This is a genomic window from Serratia sp. BIGb0234 (assembly GCF_024809915.1).
Classification (GTDB): Bacteria; Pseudomonadota; Gammaproteobacteria; order Enterobacterales; family Enterobacteriaceae; genus Serratia; species Serratia liquefaciens.
The window spans coordinates 1,224,329-1,242,581 of sequence record NZ_JANUEI010000001.1; the positions used below are offsets into that span (position 1 = coordinate 1,224,329).

Below are 18,253 nucleotides of genomic sequence, written 5' to 3' on the forward strand. Positions count from 1 at the left end.
ATGCTTTGAAGATGTGCTAAAGGCGTGTTCGAATAATAGATAACAATTACTTAGAGCCATATCGGCCAGAGGAAGAGGAAAGCAATGCCACATCTCGCAGAGCTGGTTGCCAATGCCAAGGCAGCCGTAGAAGATGCCCAGGATGTTGCCGCGTTGGATTTGGTGCGCGTCGAATATTTAGGCAAGAAAGGCCATTTTACCTTGCAGATGCAATCGCTGCGTGACGTGCCGGCAGAAGATCGCCCGGCAGCAGGCGCGGTAATCAACCAGGCAAAACAGGCAGTGCAGGATGCGCTGAACGCGCGTAAAAATACGCTGGAATCGGCTGCGCTGAACGAGCGACTGGCAGCAGAAACCATCGACGTTTCCCTGCCGGGCCGTCGTATGGAAAACGGTGGGCTGCATCCGGTCACCCGTACCATCGACCGTATCGAAGCTTTCTTCGGCGAACTGGGTTTCTCCGTTGAGACCGGGCCTGAGATTGAAGACGACTATCATAACTTCGACGCGTTGAACATTCCGGGTCACCACCCGGCGCGTGCCGATCACGATACCTTCTGGTTCGACGCCACGCGCTTGCTGCGCACCCAAACTTCCGGCGTGCAAATCCGCACCATGAAGAACCAGCAGCCGCCAATCCGCATTATTGCGCCGGGCCGCGTTTATCGTAATGACTACGACCAAACGCACACCCCGATGTTCCATCAGATGGAAGGGCTGATTGTCGATAAAGACATCAGCTTCACCAATCTGAAGGGCACACTGCATGATTTCCTGAACAACTTCTTTGAAGAAGATTTGCAGGTTCGTTTCCGTCCGTCTTACTTCCCGTTTACCGAACCTTCTGCTGAGGTGGATGTGATGGGTAAAAACGGCAAGTGGCTGGAAGTTCTGGGTTGCGGCATGGTGCACCCGAACGTTCTGCGCAATGTGGGCATCGATCCGGAAATCTATTCCGGCTTCGCTTTCGGTATGGGTATGGAGCGTCTGACGATGCTGCGTTACGGCGTCACCGACCTGCGTGCGTTCTTCGAAAACGATCTGCGTTTCCTCAAACAGTTTAAGTAAGGCGGGAATATCACATGAAATTCAGTGAACTCTGGTTGCGCGAGTGGGTAAACCCGGCCATCAGCAGCGAAGCATTATCCGATCAAATTACCATGGCCGGTCTGGAAGTAGACGGCGTGGAGCCGGTTGCCGGCGCCTTTAACGGCGTGGTAGTAGGCCATGTGGTTGAGTGCGGTCAGCACCCGAACGCAGACAAATTGCGCGTGACCAAGGTCAACGTGGGTGGCGATCGCCTGCTGGACATCGTCTGTGGCGCACCAAATTGCCGTACCGGCCTGAAGGTGGCGGTTGCCACCGTAGGCGCAGTACTGCCGGGTGACTTCAAGATCAAAGCCGCCAAACTGCGCGGCGAGCCTTCCGAAGGCATGCTGTGTTCGTTCTCCGAGCTGGGCATTACCGACGATCACGACGGTATCATTGAGCTGCCGGAAGACGCGCCGATTGGCACCGATATCCGTGAATACCTGTCGCTTGACGACAACACCATCGAAATCAGCGTAACGCCAAACCGTGCCGACTGCCTGGGCATTATCGGTGTAGCGCGTGACGTTGGGGTGCTGAACCAGGTTGCCCTGACCGAGCCGGATATGAGCCCGGTAGCCGCCACTATTGCGGATACGCTGCCAATTCGCGTTGACGCGCCGCAGGCGTGCCCGCGTTACCTGGGCCGCGTAGTAAAAGGCATCGATGTCAAAGCGGCAAGCCCGCTGTGGATGCGCGAGAAGCTGCGTCGTTGCGGCATCCGCTCCATTGATGCGGTGGTTGACGTGACCAACTACGTACTGTTGGAACTGGGCCAGCCAATGCACGCCTTCGATCTGAGCCGTATTGAAGGCGGTATCGTGGTGCGTATGGCGAGCGAAGGCGAAACCCTGACGCTGCTGGACGGCAACGAAGCCAAACTGAATGCCGATACCTTAGTGATCGCCGATCACCAGAAAGCGCTGGCCATGGGCGGCATTTTCGGTGGTGAACACTCCGGCGTGAATGAAACTACTCAGGACGTGCTGCTGGAATGCGCGTTCTTCAGCCCGCTGTCCATTACCGGTCGTGCGCGCCGTAATGGTTTGCACACTGACGCTTCACATCGCTACGAGCGTGGCGTTGATCCTGCATTGCAGTACAAAGCGATGGAGCGTGCGACCCGCCTGCTGATTGATATCTGTGGCGGCCAGGCTGGCCCGATCATCGATGTGACAGCTGAAGCCGAATTGCCGAAGCGTGCCACCATCACCCTGCGTCGCGAAAAGCTGGACCGTCTGATCGGCCACGTGGTACCGAGCGAGCAGGTGAGCGATATTCTGCGTCGTTTGGGTTGCCAGGTGACCGAGCAAGGCGACAACTGGCTGGCGGTCGCGCCGAGCTGGCGTTTCGATATGGAAATCGAAGAGGACCTGGTAGAAGAAGTCGCACGGGTTTACGGCTACAACAATATTCCTGACGTGCCGGTACGTGCTGACCTGATCATGACCAAGCATCGCGAAGCGGATCTGACGCTCAAGCGTGTGAAAACCATGCTGGTCGATCACGGCTTCCAGGAAGCGATCACTTACAGCTTCGTCGATCCTAAGGTTCAGGCCTTGCTGCACCCGGGCGAAGAAATGCTGATCCTGCCAAGCCCAATCTCGGTAGAGATGTCCGCTATGCGCCTGTCGCTGTGGACCGGCTTGCTGTCTGCGGTGGTGTATAACCAGAATCGTCAGCAGACTCGTCTGCGCCTGTTTGAAAGCGGCCTGCGCTTTGTGCCTGATACTGCGGCAAATCTGGGTATCCGTCAGGATGTCATGCTGGCAGGGGTGATTGCCGGCCATACGCATGAAGAACATTGGGATCTGGCGCGTAAGCCGGTCGACTTCTATGATTTGAAAGGGGATCTGGAGTCTGTCCTAGAGCTGACCGGTAAATTATCCGAAATTCAGTTCAAGGCAGAGACCAATCCAGCCCTGCATCCAGGGCAAAGCGCCGCTATTTATTTCCAGGGCGAACGTGTCGGTTTCATCGGTGTGGTTCATCCGGAACTTGAACGTAAACTGGATCTTAACGGCCGTACCGTGGTGTTTGAACTGGAGTGGAACAAGGTCGCAAGCCGCGCCGTGCCTCAGGCGCGGGAGATTTCTCGCTTCCCGGCAAACCGTCGAGATATCGCCGTTGTGGTGGCTGAAAACGTCCCCGCAGAAGATATTTTGGCAGAGTGTAAGAAAGTTGGCGCAAATCAGGTAGTTGGCGTAAACTTGTTTGATGTGTACCGTGGCAAGGGCGTGGCAGAGGGTTATAAGAGCCTGGCTATCAGTCTGGTATTGCAGGATACCGCTCGTACACTGGAAGAAGAGGAGATAGCCGTTACCGTTGCAAAATGTGTAGAGGCTCTAAAACAGCGATTCCAAGCATCCTTGAGGGATTGAACCTATGGCGCTTACTAAAGCTGAAATGTCAGAACACCTGTTTGAAAAGCTTGGGCTTAGCAAACGGGATGCCAAAGACCTGGTAGAACTGTTTTTCGAAGAGGTACGTCGTGCTCTTGAGAACGGTGAGCAGGTGAAACTGTCAGGTTTTGGCAATTTTGATTTGCGTGACAAGAACCAACGTCCGGGGCGTAACCCGAAGACCGGCGAGGACATTCCGATTACGGCGCGCCGCGTGGTCACTTTCCGTCCAGGGCAAAAACTGAAAAGTCGGGTAGAGAACGCAAGCCCGAAAGAGTAAGTTGCGTGAAACCAAAAAAGGCCGCTTTTGCGGCCTTTTTCTTTTTTTGAAGAAAAATTCGGTTTATTCCTAAATTATGGCCGTAAGAGCCTATGCGATTAAATAAAGTAGGTTGGTGTTTAATTTTAAGATATCCAGATTTTTGCGGATTTTTCTTATGGATATTAATGTCCTTGCTTTACCTCAAATAAAACCAGGAGCCTCGGCTCCTGGTTTTTAATAATGGTTGTAATAGTGGCCCGGGCCACCACCGCCACGATGACCGCCACCGTGGGGGCCGAAGCAGCAGGCGCTGAGCGCGGTGGTCAGCACGGTGACCGTGAACAACATACCAATGCGTTTAATCATAATAATATCTCTGTGGCCAATGTTGGCGTCATTATAAATAGCGGCATGGCATCAGGTATGTCAGCTATTCGTTAAACGTTGTTAGCAGCTGTTTTATTTAATCTGAAAAATGAGAGTGTATGGATTATGTAAGCGAGGTGAAAACGATCTGAAAATAGGCATTGCGGCGATAGGCGTAAAATAATCGCGCTGATATAACCAGCTCAGCAAAAAATAAAGTGAGAGTGCCAAAATGAAAAAGATCCTGTTGCTGGTGTGTTTACCGCTGCTGCTGCCGCTCGTGGCCCAGGCAGATGTCTCCATTGATATCAACGTGCCGGGCGTCTCGGTCCATCTGGGGGATCAGGATCGGCGAGGTTACTACTGGGACGGTTATGACTGGCGTCCGCCACAGTGGTGGCATGCTCATCAGGGACGCGGCGTGGGTGAGCGTAATAGCCGTGGTCTGTACTGGGACGGTGGTCGCTGGCAACCCTCACCGCCGCGCGGCAACGATCACCGGAGTCCAGAGCGGGGCGGCAATCCGTTCCACGGTGAACGCGATAACCGTAACGATGGCAACCGTCATGATAATGACCACGGTAAGGGCCGCGGCAACGACAATGACCACGGTAAACCCTACCCACAAAACGGAAATGATCCGCGACGCTAATTGAGTGTACGACGTCTGGTGTTGCCCCTCAGTGGAGGGGGGCAGCATCAGCCGTTGTTTTCCTGCCATAATCCTCAAGCAAGGCTTTCCCTTCTGGCGCTAACCCCCTAATATTTGACCCAGACGTCAATTATTCGACCGCCGCTCGCGGCCCGCAGGGAATCGCCACACCTATGCCAACCAGCCAGACCTTTACTTTATTACTGCACAAACAGCGTCATCGCGATAAACGCCATTTATGGCTGTTGGCGCTGGGCGTTGCCGTGGCTTTTGTTTTTAGCCTCAGCGCGGGTGATGTCTGGCTTTGGCCCTCACAGTGGTCAAGTGATGCGGCGCAGCTGTTTGTCTGGCAATTACGCCTGCCGCGTGCGCTAGCGGTGATGTTGGTTGGAGCCAGCCTGGCCATTGCCGGTGCGGTAATGCAGGCCTTGTTTGAGAACCCGTTGGCGGAGCCTGGCTTATTGGGAGTGGCTAATGGTGCCGGGGTTGCACTGGTGCTAATGGTATTACTGGGCAACGGCCTGCTGCCGGTGGCGTTGATGAGCCTGAGCGCCATTGCGGGTGCGTTAATCATGACCTTTATGCTGCTGAGCTTTGCTCGTCGCAAGCGTCTGACCAACGCGCGATTATTGTTGGTCGGCGTTGCCTTGGGCATTGTGTGCAGTGCAGTGATGACCTGGGCAGTGTACTTCAGTTCCAGCCTGGATCTGCGCCAGCTAATGTACTGGATGATGGGCGGCTTTGGCGGCGTAGACTGGCGCCAAAAATGGCTGGTGCTGGCCCTGGTGCCGGTGGTGCTGTGGCTGTGTTGCCAGGGCAAGGCGCTGAACTTTATGGCGCTGGGCGAGGTACAGGCCCGCCAGCTCGGGCTTTCACTGCATTTGTGGCGTAATCTGCTGGTGCTGGCAATCGGCTGGCTGGTAGGCGTCAGCGTGGCGTTGGCGGGGGTGATCGGATTTGTCGGGCTGGTGATACCGCATATGCTGCGCCTTAGCGGTTTGACCAATCAGCGTTATTTACTGCCGGGTTGCGCACTGGCCGGTGCCGGTGTCTTGCTGGCGGCCGACGTGGTGGCGCGTATCACGTTGCTGTCGGCTGAATTGCCCATCGGGGTGGTGACAGCCACCCTGGGGGCACCTCTGTTTATCTGGTTGCTCACTCGGGTAAAAAGCGTAAGGTAGTTTCTCTGTTCACCTGCAAGTAAAACAAGAGGATAAGCTCCATGACTCAAGCTATTTATGACATTCCGCTGAACACCATCGAAAATCAATCTACCACGCTGGCACAATATAAAGGCCGCGTGTTGCTGGTGGTGAATGTGGCGTCGGAATGCGGCCTGACCAAGCAATATGAAGGGCTGGAAGCCCTGTACGAAACCTACCGGGATCAAGGTTTTGAGGTGCTGGGATTCCCCTCCAACGAATTTCTGGGGCAGGAGCCGGGCAGCAACGAAGAGATCCTGGCGTTTTGCCGGGGTACCTTTGGCGTTCAGTTCCCGATGTTTGCCAAACTGGAAGTGAACGGCGAAAACCGCCATCCATTGTATCAGGCGTTGACCGCCGCCAAACCGCACGCCGTTGCGCCACAGGGCAGTGAGTTCCTGGCGCGTATGAGCAGCAAGGGGCGGGCACCAAAGCAAACTGGCGATATCCTGTGGAACTTCGAGAAATTCCTGATTGGCCGCGATGGCAAGGTCATCGAACGCTTTTCCCCGGATACGACGCCGGAAGATCCTGCGTTGCTGGCCGCCGTCAAACAGGCGCTGGCCGACTAAAGAAGGAGCGGTAATACATCATGCTGCAACTCAGGCAGGTTGGGGTAGAAGGGCGCTTGGCCCCGTTTTCAGCACAGGTTGATGCTGGGTTGCAGTTTCACCTTATTGGCCCGAACGGCGCCGGTAAAAGCACGCTGTTGGCCTGCCTGGCGGGTATCTTGCCCGGTATCGGGGAGATCCTGCTGGACGGTCATCCGCTGAAAAGTTTTCAGGGCAATGAGCTGGCACTGCGTCGTGGTTATTTAAGCCAACAGCAACCCCCGGTGGCGTTGATGCCGGTATTCCAGTATCTGGCATTGCATCAACCGGCGGGAGCTTCGGAAGAGGCGCTGGAAAACACCATTCTTTATCTGTGCCAGCGTTTAAAGCTGATGGACAAGCTGCCGCGCATGCTGACTCAGTTATCCGGCGGGGAATGGCAGCGAGTACGTCTGGCCGCGGTGCTGCTGCAGGTCTGGCCGACGGTTAACCCGTACAGCCAATTGCTGCTGTTGGATGAACCGACCAACAGCCTGGACGTGGCGCAGAAGGTGGCATTGGACCGACTATTAAGAGAGTTTTGCCAGAGCGGGCGCAGTGCCTTGGTTTGCGCGCACGATCTCAACCACACCTTACAGCAGGCCGATCGGGTCTGGCTGCTGCATGCGGGGCGCTTAGTTGCTCAGGGCAGCACGCGGGAGGTGATGGAGCCGGTTCTGCTGTCACAAATTTATGACGTCGATTTTCATTTGCAGGCAGTGGGCGATCAACGCTGGATTATGACCAAAACCGCCTAGTGCGTTAGCGTATTGAAAATGCGGCCTAAACGAAAATTAAACGGACTCGATATAAATAGCCGAGTAAGCATCGGCTTTATTTCACTCTTCGCTAAAAATCACCTCATAAATCTTGAAAACCGTCGCTGACGTGCTACGCTGATTTAGTTCGAATAAAATAAGTAAATAATTATTAATAACTATAACTAATTGATTTTTAAATCAATATAAAATGATGATGATGGCCCTCGCAAATCAGATAGTCCGCTGATAATTAATCTCGCCTTAAGGTTTAGTTAAGCTTGCGGCCGTACATTGGCAGTTAATCCACCGGGAACGATTCTCTCTGGCGTTTAATATTCGTTAAATAAAAGAGATCTACAGTGTCATTAAAAGAAATTTGATACGTTTGGGGTTAACTATGGATCAATTTTTACCTTTCTCACGCCCGGCGATCGGCGATGAAGAAATCGCGGCGGTAGAAAAGGTATTGCGTTCAGGGTGGATCACCACCGGACCGCAAAATCAGCAGTTGGAAAGTGAGTTTTGCGCCACCTTCGGCTGCAAACATGCGATTGCCGTTTGTTCCGCTACTGCAGGCATGCATATCACCCTGATGGCTCTGGGCATTGGTCCCGGCGATGAAGTCATCACTCCCTCACAAACTTGGGTTTCAACCCTCAACATGATTGAGTTGCTCGGCGCCACGCCGGTAATGATCGACGTTGATCGCGATACGTTGATGGTCAATGCCAGGGATGTTGAAGCCGCCATTACGACCAAAACCAAAGCTATTGTCCCGGTGCATTACGCTGGTGCGCCACTGCAAATGGATGCATTGCGAGACGTGGCCAAACGCCATAATCTGCCGCTGATTGAAGACGCCGCTCATGCGGTGGGTTCCCGTTACAACGGTGAATGGGTTGGCGCACAAGGAACGGCCATCTTCTCGTTCCACGCGATTAAAAACCTGACCTGTGCCGAAGGTGGCCTGATTGCCACCGACGACGATGTGCTGGCGGATCGTCTGCGCTGTCTGAAGTTTCACGGTCTGGCCGTTGACGCTTTCGACCGTCAGCAACTGGGGCGCAAGCCGCAGGCCGAAGTGGTGGAGCCGGGCTACAAATACAACCTTTCGGATATCCACGCGGCCATCGCCGTCGTACAGCTGGCGCGCCTGCCGCAGTTGAACGCCCGCCGTAAAGAGCTGGCACAGCGTTATCTCACCGCGCTGGAAGGTTCACCTTTCCTGCCGCTGGGGTTGCCTGATTATCCGCATGACCACGCCTGGCACCTGTTTATGGTGCGCGTTGACGCCGAGCGTTGCGGTATCGATCGCGACCAACTGATGGAACGCCTGAAAGAGGTGGGCATTGGTACCGGTCTGCATTTCCGTGCCGCGCATACCCAGAAGTTTTATCGCGACCGCTATCCGCAATTGTCCTTACCCAATACCGAATGGAACTCGGCGCGTTTGTGCACCTTGCCGCTATTCCCTGATATGACCGACGCTGATGTTGATCGCGTGGTCAAAGCCTTGTCTTCTGTTGTGGAGTCGTTACGTGTCTCGCGTTGAACCGATTAAAAAAGTTTCGGTGGTGATCCCGGTGTACAACGAGCAGGAAAGTCTACCTGCCTTGCTTGAACGTACCACCGCCGCCTGTAAACAGCTGGCCCAGCCCTATGAAATTATCCTGGTCGATGACGGCAGCAGCGACAATTCTGCCGATATGCTGACCGCTGCCGCCGAACAGCCCGGCAGTTGCGTCATTGCCGTATTGCTGAACCGCAACTATGGGCAGCACTCGGCAATCATGGCCGGTTTCAATCAGGTGAGCGGCGATCTGGTGATCACGCTGGATGCTGACTTGCAAAACCCGCCGGAAGAGATCCCGCGGTTGGTGCGGGTGGCGGAAGAGGGTTACGACGTGGTCGGCACTGTGCGCGCCAACCGTCAGGACTCCTGGTTCCGTAAAAGCGCCTCCCGCATCATCAATATGATGATCCAGCGCGCTACCGGTAAATCGATGGGCGACTATGGCTGCATGTTGCGCGCCTATCGCCGCCACATTATCGAAGCGATGCTGAACTGCCACGAGCGCAGCACCTTTATCCCGATCCTGGCGAATACCTTCGCCCGTCGTACTACTGAAATTGACGTGCTGCACGCTGAACGCGAGTTTGGCGACTCTAAATACAGCCTGATGAAGCTGATTAATCTGATGTACGACCTGATCACCTGTTTGACCACCACGCCGCTGCGTTTGCTGAGCGTAGTGGGCAGCGTGATTGCGCTTTCGGGTTTCGTGCTGGCGGTATTGCTGATCGCCCTGCGTTTGATCATGGGCCCTGAATGGGCGGGCGGCGGGGTGTTCACCCTGTTTGCCGTGCTGTTTTCCTTTATTGGCGCCCAATTTGTCGGCATGGGTCTGTTGGGAGAGTACATCGGTCGTATTTATACCGACGTGCGTGCTCGTCCTCGTTATTTTGTTCAGAAAGTGGTCGGTGAACAGCCGAACCACAATACTCAGGAAGAAGAATGATGAAAGCTATTGTATTTGCTTACCATGATATTGGCTGCGCAGGTCTGAAAGCGCTGACTGACGCAGGCTATGACGTTCAAGCAGTATTCACGCATACCGACGATCCTGGTGAGAACAACTTCTTCTCCTCCGTTGCCCGTGTGGGTGCAGAATTGGAGTTACCGGTCTATGCGCCGGAGGACGTTAACCACCCGCTGTGGATCGAACGCATTCGCCAGATGCAGCCGGACATTATTTTCTCCTTCTATTACCGTAATCTGCTGAGCGACGAGCTGCTGTCGCTGGCGCCGCTTGGCGGTTTCAACCTCCATGGTTCACTGCTGCCTCGCTACCGTGGCCGCGCACCGGTGAACTGGGCGCTGGTGAACGGCGAAACAGAAACCGGCGCTACGCTGCATAAAATGGTCAAGCGTCCGGACGCTGGCGATATCGTTGGTCAGCGCAAAGTGGCAATCGCCGCTGACGACACGGCGCTGACGCTGCACAAAAAAGTGCTGGAAGCCGCACAGTCATTGCTGAAGGACGAACTGCCGAAGCTGAAAAACGGCACGGCGACATTCAGTGCGCAAAACGAAGCCGAAGCCAGCTACTTTGGTCGCCGGACTGCGGCAGACGGTGAGATCCTGTGGCATAAATCGGCGCAGGAAATCAACAACCTGATCCGCGCAGTGACCGAACCTTATCCTGGCGCCTTCAGCTATCTCGGCCAGCGTAAATTGATTGTCTGGCGTGCTCGCGTGCTGGATGCGCAGCATGACAAGCAGCCTGGCACCGTGCTCAGTACTTCTCCGCTGGTCATTGCCTGCGGCGAAGGCGCACTGGAAATCGTTGCCGGTCAAAACGATGCCGGCCTGTACGTACAGGGTAGCCGTCTGGCGCAGGAAATGGGCATCGTCACCGACGTACGTCTGGCCGCCAAGCCCAACGCAGTGATGAAGCGCAGAACCCGCGTATTGATCCTCGGCGTTAACGGCTTTATCGGTAACCACCTGACCGAACGTCTGCTGCGTGACGATCGTTACGACATTTACGGTTTGGATATCGGTTCTGATGCCATCAGCCGTTTCCTGGATAACCCGCGCTTCCACTTTGTGGAAGGGGATATCAGCATCCATTCCGAGTGGATCGAGTATCACATCAAGAAATGTGATGTCGTTCTGCCGCTGGTGGCCATCGCCACGCCGATCGAGTACACCCGCAATCCACTGCGCGTGTTCGAGTTGGATTTTGAAGAAAACCTGAAAATCGTTCGTGACTGCGTGAAATACAACAAGCGCATCATCTTCCCGTCCACCTCCGAAGTGTACGGTATGTGCGACGACAAAGAGTTCGACGAAGATCATTCCCGCCTGATCGTCGGGCCAATCAACAAACAACGCTGGATTTACTCGGTGTCCAAGCAGCTGCTGGACCGAGTCATCTGGGCCTATGGTGCCAAAGAAGGGCTGAAGTTTACGCTGTTCCGTCCGTTTAACTGGATGGGGCCGCGCCTGGATAACCTGGATGCAGCGCGTATCGGTTCTTCCCGTGCCATCACCCAGTTGATCCTCAATCTGGTGGAAGGGTCGCCGATCAAACTGATGGACGGCGGGGCGCAAAAACGCTGCTTTACCGATATCAACGACGGTATTGAAGCGCTGTTCCGCATCATCGAAAACCGCGACGGGCTGTGCGATGGCCAAATCGTCAACATTGGTAATCCGACCAACGAGGCCAGCATCCGCGAACTGGCGGAAATGCTGCTCGAAAGTTTCAATAATCACCCGTTGCGCGACCGCTTCCCGCCGTTTGCCGGCTTTAAGGATGTCGAAAGCAGCAGCTATTACGGCAAGGGTTATCAGGACGTTGAGCACCGTACGCCAAGCATCAAAAATGCCCGTCGCCTGCTGGATTGGCAGCCGACCATCGCGATGCAGCAAACCGTTGCCGATACCTTGGACTACTTCTTGCGCACCACCGTTCAGGAAGGTGACGGTGCATGAAGAAAGTCGGTCTGCGAGTTGATGTAGATACTTTCAGCGGTACCCGTGAAGGGGTACCGCAGTTGCTGGAGTTGTTAGACAAGTACAACATTCAGGCCAGTTTCTTCTTCAGCGTAGGGCCGGACAATATGGGGCGCCATCTGTGGCGCCTTTTACGTCCGAAATTCCTGTGGAAAATGCTGCGCTCGAACGCCGCGTCGCTGTACGGCTGGGATATTCTGCTGGCCGGCACCGCCTGGCCGGGGCGTAATATCGCCCGTGCCTTGGGGCCATTGATGAAACTCACCGCCCAGGCCGGACATGAAGTGGGCCTGCACGCCTGGGATCATCAGGGCTGGCAGGCCAAGGTCGGCCGTTGGTCTGAGGCGCAGTTGACGCAACAGGTGCAGTTGGGTGTGGATGCGCTGACTGCCAGTACCGGGCTGCCGGTCAAATGCTCGGCCGTTGCCGGTTGGCGCGCGGACACACGGGTGCTGGAAGTGAAGCAGCGCTTCGGTTTTCACTACAACAGCGATTGTCGTGGTACCCATCCGTTCCGTCCGCTGTTAAGCGATGGCCGTGTGGGAACCGTGCAGATCCCGGTGACGTTACCGACTTTTGATGAGGTGATTGGCAGTGAAGTCAGCATGGCTGACTTCAACGATTACATTTTACGGGCGATTGAAAACGATCGCGGCGTGCCGGTTTATACCATTCATACCGAAGTTGAAGGTATGTCTCAGGCCGCCATGTTTGAGCAGTTACTGCAACGGGCGCAACGGCAGGGCATAGAATTCTGCCCGTTAAGCACCTTGTTGCCACAAGATTTGGCGTCATTGCCATTGGGCCGCGTCGAGCGTGCTCCTTTCCCTGGCCGCGAAGGTTGGCTGGGTTGTCAAACCGATGTGAAGGACGATTCATGAAGGCGCTAAAAGGATCCTGGGCCATTGTGTTGGCCATTTTTTTTGCTCTGGTTTACCTGATCCCCCTCAATGGTCGCCTGCTGTGGCAACCGGATGAAACTCGTTACGCCGAGATCAGCCGTGAAATGCTGCAACGCGGCGACTGGGTAGTGCCGCATCTGCTTGGGCTGCGTTATTTTGAAAAACCGGTTGCCGGATATTGGTTCAACAACATCAGCCAGTGGCTGTTTGGCGATACCAACTTCGCGGTGCGTTTTGGCTCGGTATTCAGCACCGGCATGACCGCCGTGCTGGTGTTCGCGCTGGCAATGCTGATGTGGCGCAACGCGCGCCGCGCCAGCCTGGCGACGTTGATTTTCCTGTCGATGGTGCTGGTGTTCAGCATCGGCACGTACAGCGTGCTGGATCCGATGATTTCCCTGTGGCTGGTGGCGGCCATGGTCAGTTATTACCTGACGCTGAAAGCCACCACGGTCAAGGGTAAAGTCGGCGGTTACGTGTTGCTGGGGCTGGCCTGCGGCATGGGCTTTATGACCAAGGGGTTCCTGGCGCTGGCGGTGCCGGTGATTGCGGTGATCCCGATAGTCATTCAGCAGCGGCGGATCAAGGATCTCTTGATCTACGGCCCGTTGGCTATCCTGACCGCAGTATTGCTTAGCCTGCCTTGGGCGCTGGCTATTGCTCAACGTGAGCCGGACTTCTGGAACTACTTCTTCTGGGTGGAGCATATTCAGCGTTTTGCCGAGGATAACGCCCAGCACAAAGCGCCGTTCTGGTATTACATCCCGATTTTGATGGCGGCGGTATTGCCGTGGTTGGCGTTGTTGCCGGGATCTTTGCTTAAGGGTTGGCGTGAACGCGTCCAACGGCCGGAGCTGTTCTTCCTGCTGAGTTGGGTGATGATGCCGCTGATCTTTTTCAGCATCGCCAAAGGCAAACTGCCGACCTATATTTTGCCGTGCATGGCGCCGTTGGCGCTGTTGATGGCCGCTTACGCTGAGGATTATGCGGCAAGCCTACGCAGCAAAACGTTTAAGATCAACGCATTGCTGAACGGCTTATTTGGTCTGATTTGCGTGGTGGCGCTGCTGGTGCTGGGTTCAGGATTGCTGCCGAAGGTGAAGCTGTTTGGGGCACAAGAGTGGCCGAAGATCGTCATCGGCATTATTATGTTCGGCGGTTGGCTGTTCTTTGCCATAGTGTCGGCGCGTAATAACGCGCAACGCTGGCGCTGGGCAGCGGCTTGTCCGCTACTGCTGTGCTTGCTGGTGGGTTACGCCATTCCGCAGCAGGTCACTGACTCCAAGCTGCCGCAAAACTTTATCAGCGTAAATATGGCGCAGTTGGGCCATAGCCGTTACGTATTGACCGACAGCGCAGGGGTAGCAGCAGGGCTGGCCTGGGAGTTGAAGCGCAGCGATGTGCTGATGTTCAGCGAGAAAGGTGAGGTGGCTTATGGCCTGGCCTACCCGGATTCCCGCAGCCATTTCATCAGCGATGCCGATTTCCCGCAGTGGTTGGCCCAGGCGCGAAAACAGGGTGACGTCTCATTGGTATTGCAACTGTCGAGAGGGGATCACGTGCCGCAAACCTTACCGGCAGCGGATAAAGTGGTTGAGATGAACCGCTTGGCCCTGCTTTGGTATCAACAGCAGCCATGATAGTTGGCTACTTGCTGGTGCTGGTGGTCAGCCTGCTCACCTGTGGTGGGCAGCTGTGCCAGAAACAAGCGGCCCAGAGTTGGCAATTGCCCCCCGACGTCAGACGGGGGGTGACGCTGCGCTGGCTGCTTCTGGCGGTGTTGTTGCTGGGGTTGGGCATGGCGGTCTGGCTCAACGTGCTGCAGCGCTTGCCGCTCAGCCTGGCTTATCCGACGCTCAGCCTGAATTTTGTGTTGGTGACATTAGCTGCCCGGTGGTTGTTTAACGAACCCACCACCGCACGTCATTGGTACGGCGTGGCGTCGATCATGTTGGGGATCCTGCTGATGAGTATCAATCCATGAGGGGTTACGCCTGGGGCGCGGCCAGCGTACTCTTGGTCACGCTGGCGCAGCTACTGATGAAGTGGGGTATGGCGCAGATCCCATTGATGTCGTTTGCCGACGTGACGTTAGACCTGTTTGCTCAGTATTGGGTGCCGCTACTGGCGGTCAGCGGTGGTATCTTCGGTTATGCGTTGTCCATGCTGTGCTGGTTCTTCGCGCTGCACCATCTGCCACTAAACCGCGCTTACCCACTGCTGAGCGTGAGCTATGCGCTGGTGTACCTGGCCGCGGTGATCCTGCCGTGGTTTAACGAATCCGCCACCCTGTTGAAAACGTTGGGAACGCTGTTTATCCTGTTTGGCGTGTGGCTGATTAACAGCCAGGCCAAGGTAAAAACGCCTTAATAGCGCAAAAAGTGGCGCCAATGCGATTATCTCCTTCACCGTGCTTGCCTTTTTCCCCTGCAGGGGGATAAATTAGCCCCAAATAGCGCTTTCCTTACGTGGTGCCGGCTTTGCCTCGCAGGCGGTATGCTTTTACCGGACGGCATGATGCGGCAACGTGTTCAATGAAGGGATATTATGCGGATGCGTATTTGGTTTTTATTAGCCAGTTTAATTCTTGCCGGTTGTAGCAGTCATGCACCGCCGCCGAGCGGTCGGCTGGCGGACTCTATCGTGGTGGTGGCTCAGTTGAATGAGCAACTGCGTCAATGGTACGGCGCACCTTATCGTTATGGTGGGGTGGATCGCGGCGGCGTTGACTGTTCCGGTTTCGTTTATCGCACCTTCCGCGACCGTTTCGATATGCAACTACCTCGTTCGACGGTGGAACAAACCTCGCTGGGAACCAAAGTCTCGCGTGATGAGCTGATGCCGGGCGATCTGGTGTTTTTCAAAACTGGCGGCGGTGAGAACGGTTTGCACGTTGGCATTTATGATACCAACGATCAGTTTATTCATGCCTCCACCAGCCGTGGCGTGATGCGATCCTCGCTGGACAATGTGTATTGGAAAAAAGCCTACTGGCAGGCGCGGCGAATTTAATCTTAAGCTGTTGATTTGGTGTATTATGGCGGCATCACGTGCTTAGCGGGGACCGCCATGAATAACTTACGCTTACTGATTTCCGATTCTTACGACCCCTGGTTCAATCTGGCCGTGGAAGAGTGCATCTTCCGCGAAATGACCACGCAGAAAATCCTGTTCTTATGGCGCAATGCCGAAACGGTGGTCATAGGCCAGTCACAAAACCCATGGAAAGAGTGCAACACCCGGCGAATGGAGCAGGACGGTATTCGCCTGGCGCGTCGTAGCAGCGGCGGTGGAGCGGTATTCCACGATCTGGGCAACACCTGTTTTACCTTTATGGCGGGCAAACCGGGTTACGACAAAACTCTTTCCACCGGTATCATTCTGCAGGCGTTGGCCCAGTTGGGTATTTCTGCCACGGCATCGGGCCGCAATGATCTGGTGATCGAAACGCCGGAAGGCGTGCGTAAAATCTCCGGCTCGGCCTATCGGGAAACCCAGGATCGCGGGTTCCACCATGGCACCTTATTACTGAATGCCGATCTTAACCGTCTGGCGGATTATCTTAATCCGGATCCCAAAAAGCTGCAGGCCAAGGGCATCACCTCGGTACGCTCCCGGGTGGCCAACCTGGTGGAATTTAAACCTGACATCAGCCACCAGCAGGTCTGCGATGCGGTGACTCAGGCATTCTTTGACTACTATGGCGAGACCGCTACGGCGGAAATCATCTCACCGGATGTCTATCCCGACCTGCCGGATTTCGCCGCGCAGTTTGCCAAACAGAGCAGTTGGGAATGGAATTTCGGCAAGGCGCCGGCATTTAGCCATTTACTGAACGAACGCTTTGTCTGGGGTGGGGTGGATATCTTCTTTGACGTAGAAAAGGGGCAGATCTGCCGGGCGCAGATTTTTACCGACAGCCTGAGTCCGGCACCGCTGCAGCGTTTGGCAGAGATGCTGGTGGGTTGCGCTTACCGCAGTGAAGCCTTGGCTGAGTGCTGCGACAAACTGATTGCTCAGTTCCCGGAGCAGGCTACCGAGTTAGCCGAGCTGCGGCAATGGCTGGTCGAAACGATCAAATAACAACCACGCTTTAAATATCAAGGGATGACGGTGTCATCCTTTTTTTATGCCGCAAGTTTGCGCCGCTTTATTGTTTTTATCGGCTTTCTGCTGCCGAAAGCCACCTCAATAGTGGGTAGCATGAATTTCCAATAAAGCAAGGTGGGCATTTTTTTGCTGTTTCAATGCAAAGAATAACGTACGGAATTGATGCGTTATTAAATTTAATCAGTTTGCGGCGCGCTTGCGCTTGTGCAGATTTCATGCTTAATTGATATTTAGATATGTTTAAGAATTTCTTTAATGAAAACAATAGCGATAAGCCAAATTTTCAGTGTGACTATATTACTTAACCTAAATATGGCTTAAATTTAGTGGGGTTGCGCCAACTCTGTCTTAAGCCAAATTGTTTTTGATACCGTGCCAAGTGGACGCAACATAGCTTTAATCTATCAATTAAATGATAAGTTATCACTAATTGCATTGATATTTCCGATTAATCTCAGAGGGATTGATCGATAAAATATATTGATATACGATGAGATGCTCGCCATTCAGCCTGTGGCATTGAAATGAAAATACAATTCGAAGCTGACTTTATTAGTAGCTATGTTTTTCAACCTGTTTACTCAATGGAGGGCAGGCTGTTAGCGGTAGAAATTTTGAACCGCTTTAATAGTCTGGACGGTGATTTGGCTATGCCGGCTGACATTGGGATTAATTTACTGACCGCTGAGCAAAAGATTGAGTTATTTAATGAGCAATTGAAACTGGCAGAACAGAATGCCGCCTGGTTTGTCGAAAACGACGTTTTGTTGACGCTTAATATTGAAGAAACCCTGGTCGATTTGATTCTCGCTGACGGCCAACTCTGTGACCGTATCAGGCAATGGCCATTTATTGCTTTCGAAATCAGTGAGGGTTTTCCGAATCTTTCGGCCGGCAAAAACAATCCAAAGATCCTCCGGCTGAGCGAATTGTTTTCGCTGTGGTTGGATGATTTCGGCTCCGGCCAGGCGACCCTGACCGCCTTGTATGATGGGTTGTTCGACTACGTCAAGATCGACAAGCGTTTTTACTGGCAGTTGTTTACCCATCAGGGATATGACGTGGTCATTGACTCGCTATTAAAAAATATCAATTTGCTGTGCAAAGGTGTGATCGTAGGAGGAATAGAGAAAAGGGAATATTTTAATAAGCTCAGACACGCCGGGGTTTTTGGCCTGCAAGGTTTTTTATGGCCCAGCGTTGGTGTGGACAATCTGGCAGCGTTACGGGTAACACCCGATGAGTTCAATAACAATAATTGAGAGTACAACACACAACGGAGCCAATAATGGACTGGATGATGTCAGATGTGATTCCGGCGCTGTTATTCATTATGATTTTCTCGCCGATCGGGTATTTTCCCGCTCAGCGTAAAAAGGCATTCAAACCGTATCG

At 54.2% G+C, this 18,253-nt stretch carries 18 protein-coding genes; 17 read left to right on the forward strand and 1 reads right to left on the reverse strand.

Going from position 1 to position 18,253, the window contains the following annotated elements:
- Window positions 1–84 precede the first annotated feature (84 nt).
- From pheS to ihfA, 3 genes are read left to right on the forward strand one after another with little or no spacing between them, the layout of a single operon-like run.
- Window positions 85–1,068 (forward strand): phenylalanine--tRNA ligase subunit alpha, encoded by a 984-nt coding sequence (gene pheS, locus M2407_RS06085; protein ID WP_020826621.1) that lies wholly within the window; start codon window positions 85–87, stop codon window positions 1,066–1,068.
- A 14-nt stretch (window positions 1,069–1,082) separates the two neighbouring features.
- Window positions 1,083–3,470 carry a phenylalanine--tRNA ligase subunit beta gene (pheT, locus tag M2407_RS06090; protein WP_259217113.1) on the forward strand — a complete coding sequence of 796 codons (2,388 nt, stop codon included), beginning with the start codon at window positions 1,083–1,085 and terminating at the stop codon, window positions 3,468–3,470.
- 4 nt (window positions 3,471–3,474) lie between these two features.
- A complete protein-coding gene (gene ihfA, locus M2407_RS06095; RefSeq protein ID WP_004943604.1) occupies window positions 3,475–3,771 on the forward strand; it encodes an integration host factor subunit alpha in 297 nt (98 codons plus the stop codon).
- Between the two features lie 216 nt (window positions 3,772–3,987).
- Here ihfA and M2407_RS06100 read toward each other — a convergent pair whose 3' ends face one another.
- Window positions 3,988–4,119: a hypothetical protein gene (locus M2407_RS06100; RefSeq protein ID WP_259217114.1), complete on the reverse strand. Its 132-nt coding sequence runs from the start codon at window positions 4,117–4,119 to the stop codon at window positions 3,988–3,990.
- 232 nt (window positions 4,120–4,351) lie between these two features.
- On the opposite strand from M2407_RS06100, the gene M2407_RS06105 reads away from it, so the two are divergent.
- From M2407_RS06105 to M2407_RS06170, 14 genes are all read left to right on the forward strand, one after another.
- Entirely contained in the window at window positions 4,352–4,771 is a 420-nt protein-coding gene (locus tag M2407_RS06105) for a DUF2502 domain-containing protein (RefSeq protein ID WP_020826624.1), read from the forward strand.
- Between the two features lie 173 nt (window positions 4,772–4,944).
- Window positions 4,945–5,952 carry a vitamin B12 ABC transporter permease BtuC gene (gene btuC, locus M2407_RS06110; RefSeq protein WP_020826625.1) on the forward strand — a complete coding sequence of 336 codons (1,008 nt, stop codon included), beginning with the start codon at window positions 4,945–4,947 and terminating at the stop codon, window positions 5,950–5,952.
- Between the two features lie 41 nt (window positions 5,953–5,993).
- The gene (locus M2407_RS06115) at window positions 5,994–6,545 is read left to right on the forward strand and encodes a glutathione peroxidase (RefSeq protein ID WP_020826626.1); all 552 of its coding nucleotides are present in this window, start codon (window positions 5,994–5,996) and stop codon (window positions 6,543–6,545) included.
- Between the two features lie 20 nt (window positions 6,546–6,565).
- Window positions 6,566–7,321 (forward strand): vitamin B12 ABC transporter ATP-binding protein BtuD, encoded by a 756-nt coding sequence (gene btuD, locus M2407_RS06120; protein WP_217331180.1) that lies wholly within the window; start codon window positions 6,566–6,568, stop codon window positions 7,319–7,321.
- A gap of 400 nt (window positions 7,322–7,721) precedes the next feature.
- Window positions 7,722–8,876, forward strand: a complete 1,155-nt coding sequence (gene arnB, locus M2407_RS06125; protein WP_128865391.1) for a UDP-4-amino-4-deoxy-L-arabinose aminotransferase — start codon at window positions 7,722–7,724, stop codon at window positions 8,874–8,876.
- Complete coding sequence (gene arnC / locus M2407_RS06130; protein ID WP_020826629.1) at window positions 8,863–9,843, forward strand: undecaprenyl-phosphate 4-deoxy-4-formamido-L-arabinose transferase; 981 nt, start codon at window positions 8,863–8,865, stop codon at window positions 9,841–9,843. Before arnB ends, arnC begins: the two co-directional genes overlap by 14 nt.
- Window positions 9,843–11,825 (forward strand): bifunctional UDP-4-amino-4-deoxy-L-arabinose formyltransferase/UDP-glucuronic acid oxidase ArnA, encoded by a 1,983-nt coding sequence (gene arnA / locus M2407_RS06135; protein WP_046375045.1) that lies wholly within the window; start codon window positions 9,843–9,845, stop codon window positions 11,823–11,825. Before arnC ends, arnA begins: the two co-directional genes overlap by 1 nt.
- On the forward strand, window positions 11,822–12,727 hold the full coding sequence (gene arnD, locus M2407_RS06140) for a 4-deoxy-4-formamido-L-arabinose-phosphoundecaprenol deformylase (RefSeq protein ID WP_142815297.1): 906 nt from the start codon (window positions 11,822–11,824) through the stop codon (window positions 12,725–12,727). The genes arnA and arnD overlap by 4 nt, the downstream gene beginning before the upstream one ends.
- The gene (arnT, locus tag M2407_RS06145; protein ID WP_128865392.1) at window positions 12,724–14,388 is read left to right on the forward strand and encodes a lipid IV(A) 4-amino-4-deoxy-L-arabinosyltransferase; all 1,665 of its coding nucleotides are present in this window, start codon (window positions 12,724–12,726) and stop codon (window positions 14,386–14,388) included. Before arnD ends, arnT begins: the two co-directional genes overlap by 4 nt.
- Window positions 14,385–14,732 carry a 4-amino-4-deoxy-L-arabinose-phosphoundecaprenol flippase subunit ArnE gene (gene arnE / locus M2407_RS06150; protein ID WP_048762677.1) on the forward strand — a complete coding sequence of 116 codons (348 nt, stop codon included), beginning with the start codon at window positions 14,385–14,387 and terminating at the stop codon, window positions 14,730–14,732. The genes arnT and arnE overlap by 4 nt, the downstream gene beginning before the upstream one ends.
- Complete coding sequence (arnF, locus tag M2407_RS06155) at window positions 14,729–15,118, forward strand: 4-amino-4-deoxy-L-arabinose-phosphoundecaprenol flippase subunit ArnF (RefSeq protein WP_046373746.1); 390 nt, start codon at window positions 14,729–14,731, stop codon at window positions 15,116–15,118. Before arnE ends, arnF begins: the two co-directional genes overlap by 4 nt.
- Window positions 15,119–15,295: 177 nt before the next feature.
- Window positions 15,296–15,760 (forward strand): NlpC/P60 family protein, encoded by a 465-nt coding sequence (locus M2407_RS06160; RefSeq protein ID WP_041414519.1) that lies wholly within the window; start codon window positions 15,296–15,298, stop codon window positions 15,758–15,760.
- Between the two features lie 57 nt (window positions 15,761–15,817).
- Entirely contained in the window at window positions 15,818–16,831 is a 1,014-nt protein-coding gene (locus M2407_RS06165; RefSeq protein ID WP_122079077.1) for a lipoate--protein ligase A, read from the forward strand.
- A gap of 551 nt (window positions 16,832–17,382) precedes the next feature.
- A complete protein-coding gene (locus M2407_RS06170; protein WP_122079080.1) occupies window positions 17,383–18,120 on the forward strand; it encodes an EAL domain-containing protein in 738 nt (245 codons plus the stop codon).
- The last annotated feature ends 133 nt before the right edge of the window (window positions 18,121–18,253 follow it).

Bases quoted from the DNA above. Each gene is read 5' to 3' on its own strand.
- pheS (WP_020826621.1), top strand. From the start codon at position 85: ATGCCACATCTCGCAGAGCTGGTTGCCAATGCCAAGGCAGCCGTAGAA.
- pheT (WP_259217113.1), top strand. From the start codon at position 1,083: ATGAAATTCAGTGAACTCTGGTTGCGCGAGTGGGTAAACCCGGCCATC.
- ihfA (WP_004943604.1), top strand. From the start codon at position 3,475: ATGGCGCTTACTAAAGCTGAAATGTCAGAACACCTGTTTGAAAAGCTT.
- M2407_RS06100 (WP_259217114.1), bottom strand. From the start codon at position 4,119: ATGATTAAACGCATTGGTATGTTGTTCACGGTCACCGTGCTGACCACC.
- M2407_RS06105 (WP_020826624.1), top strand. From the start codon at position 4,352: ATGAAAAAGATCCTGTTGCTGGTGTGTTTACCGCTGCTGCTGCCGCTC.
- btuC (WP_020826625.1), top strand. From the start codon at position 4,945: ATGCCAACCAGCCAGACCTTTACTTTATTACTGCACAAACAGCGTCAT.
- M2407_RS06115 (WP_020826626.1), top strand. From the start codon at position 5,994: ATGACTCAAGCTATTTATGACATTCCGCTGAACACCATCGAAAATCAA.
- btuD (WP_217331180.1), top strand. From the start codon at position 6,566: ATGCTGCAACTCAGGCAGGTTGGGGTAGAAGGGCGCTTGGCCCCGTTT.
- arnB (WP_128865391.1), top strand. From the start codon at position 7,722: ATGGATCAATTTTTACCTTTCTCACGCCCGGCGATCGGCGATGAAGAA.
- arnA (WP_046375045.1), top strand. From the start codon at position 9,843: ATGAAAGCTATTGTATTTGCTTACCATGATATTGGCTGCGCAGGTCTG.
- arnD (WP_142815297.1), top strand. From the start codon at position 11,822: ATGAAGAAAGTCGGTCTGCGAGTTGATGTAGATACTTTCAGCGGTACC.
- arnT (WP_128865392.1), top strand. From the start codon at position 12,724: ATGAAGGCGCTAAAAGGATCCTGGGCCATTGTGTTGGCCATTTTTTTT.
- arnE (WP_048762677.1), top strand. From the start codon at position 14,385: ATGATAGTTGGCTACTTGCTGGTGCTGGTGGTCAGCCTGCTCACCTGT.
- arnF (WP_046373746.1), top strand. From the start codon at position 14,729: ATGAGGGGTTACGCCTGGGGCGCGGCCAGCGTACTCTTGGTCACGCTG.
- M2407_RS06160 (WP_041414519.1), top strand. From the start codon at position 15,296: ATGCGGATGCGTATTTGGTTTTTATTAGCCAGTTTAATTCTTGCCGGT.
- M2407_RS06165 (WP_122079077.1), top strand. From the start codon at position 15,818: ATGAATAACTTACGCTTACTGATTTCCGATTCTTACGACCCCTGGTTC.
- M2407_RS06170 (WP_122079080.1), top strand. From the start codon at position 17,383: ATGAAAATACAATTCGAAGCTGACTTTATTAGTAGCTATGTTTTTCAA.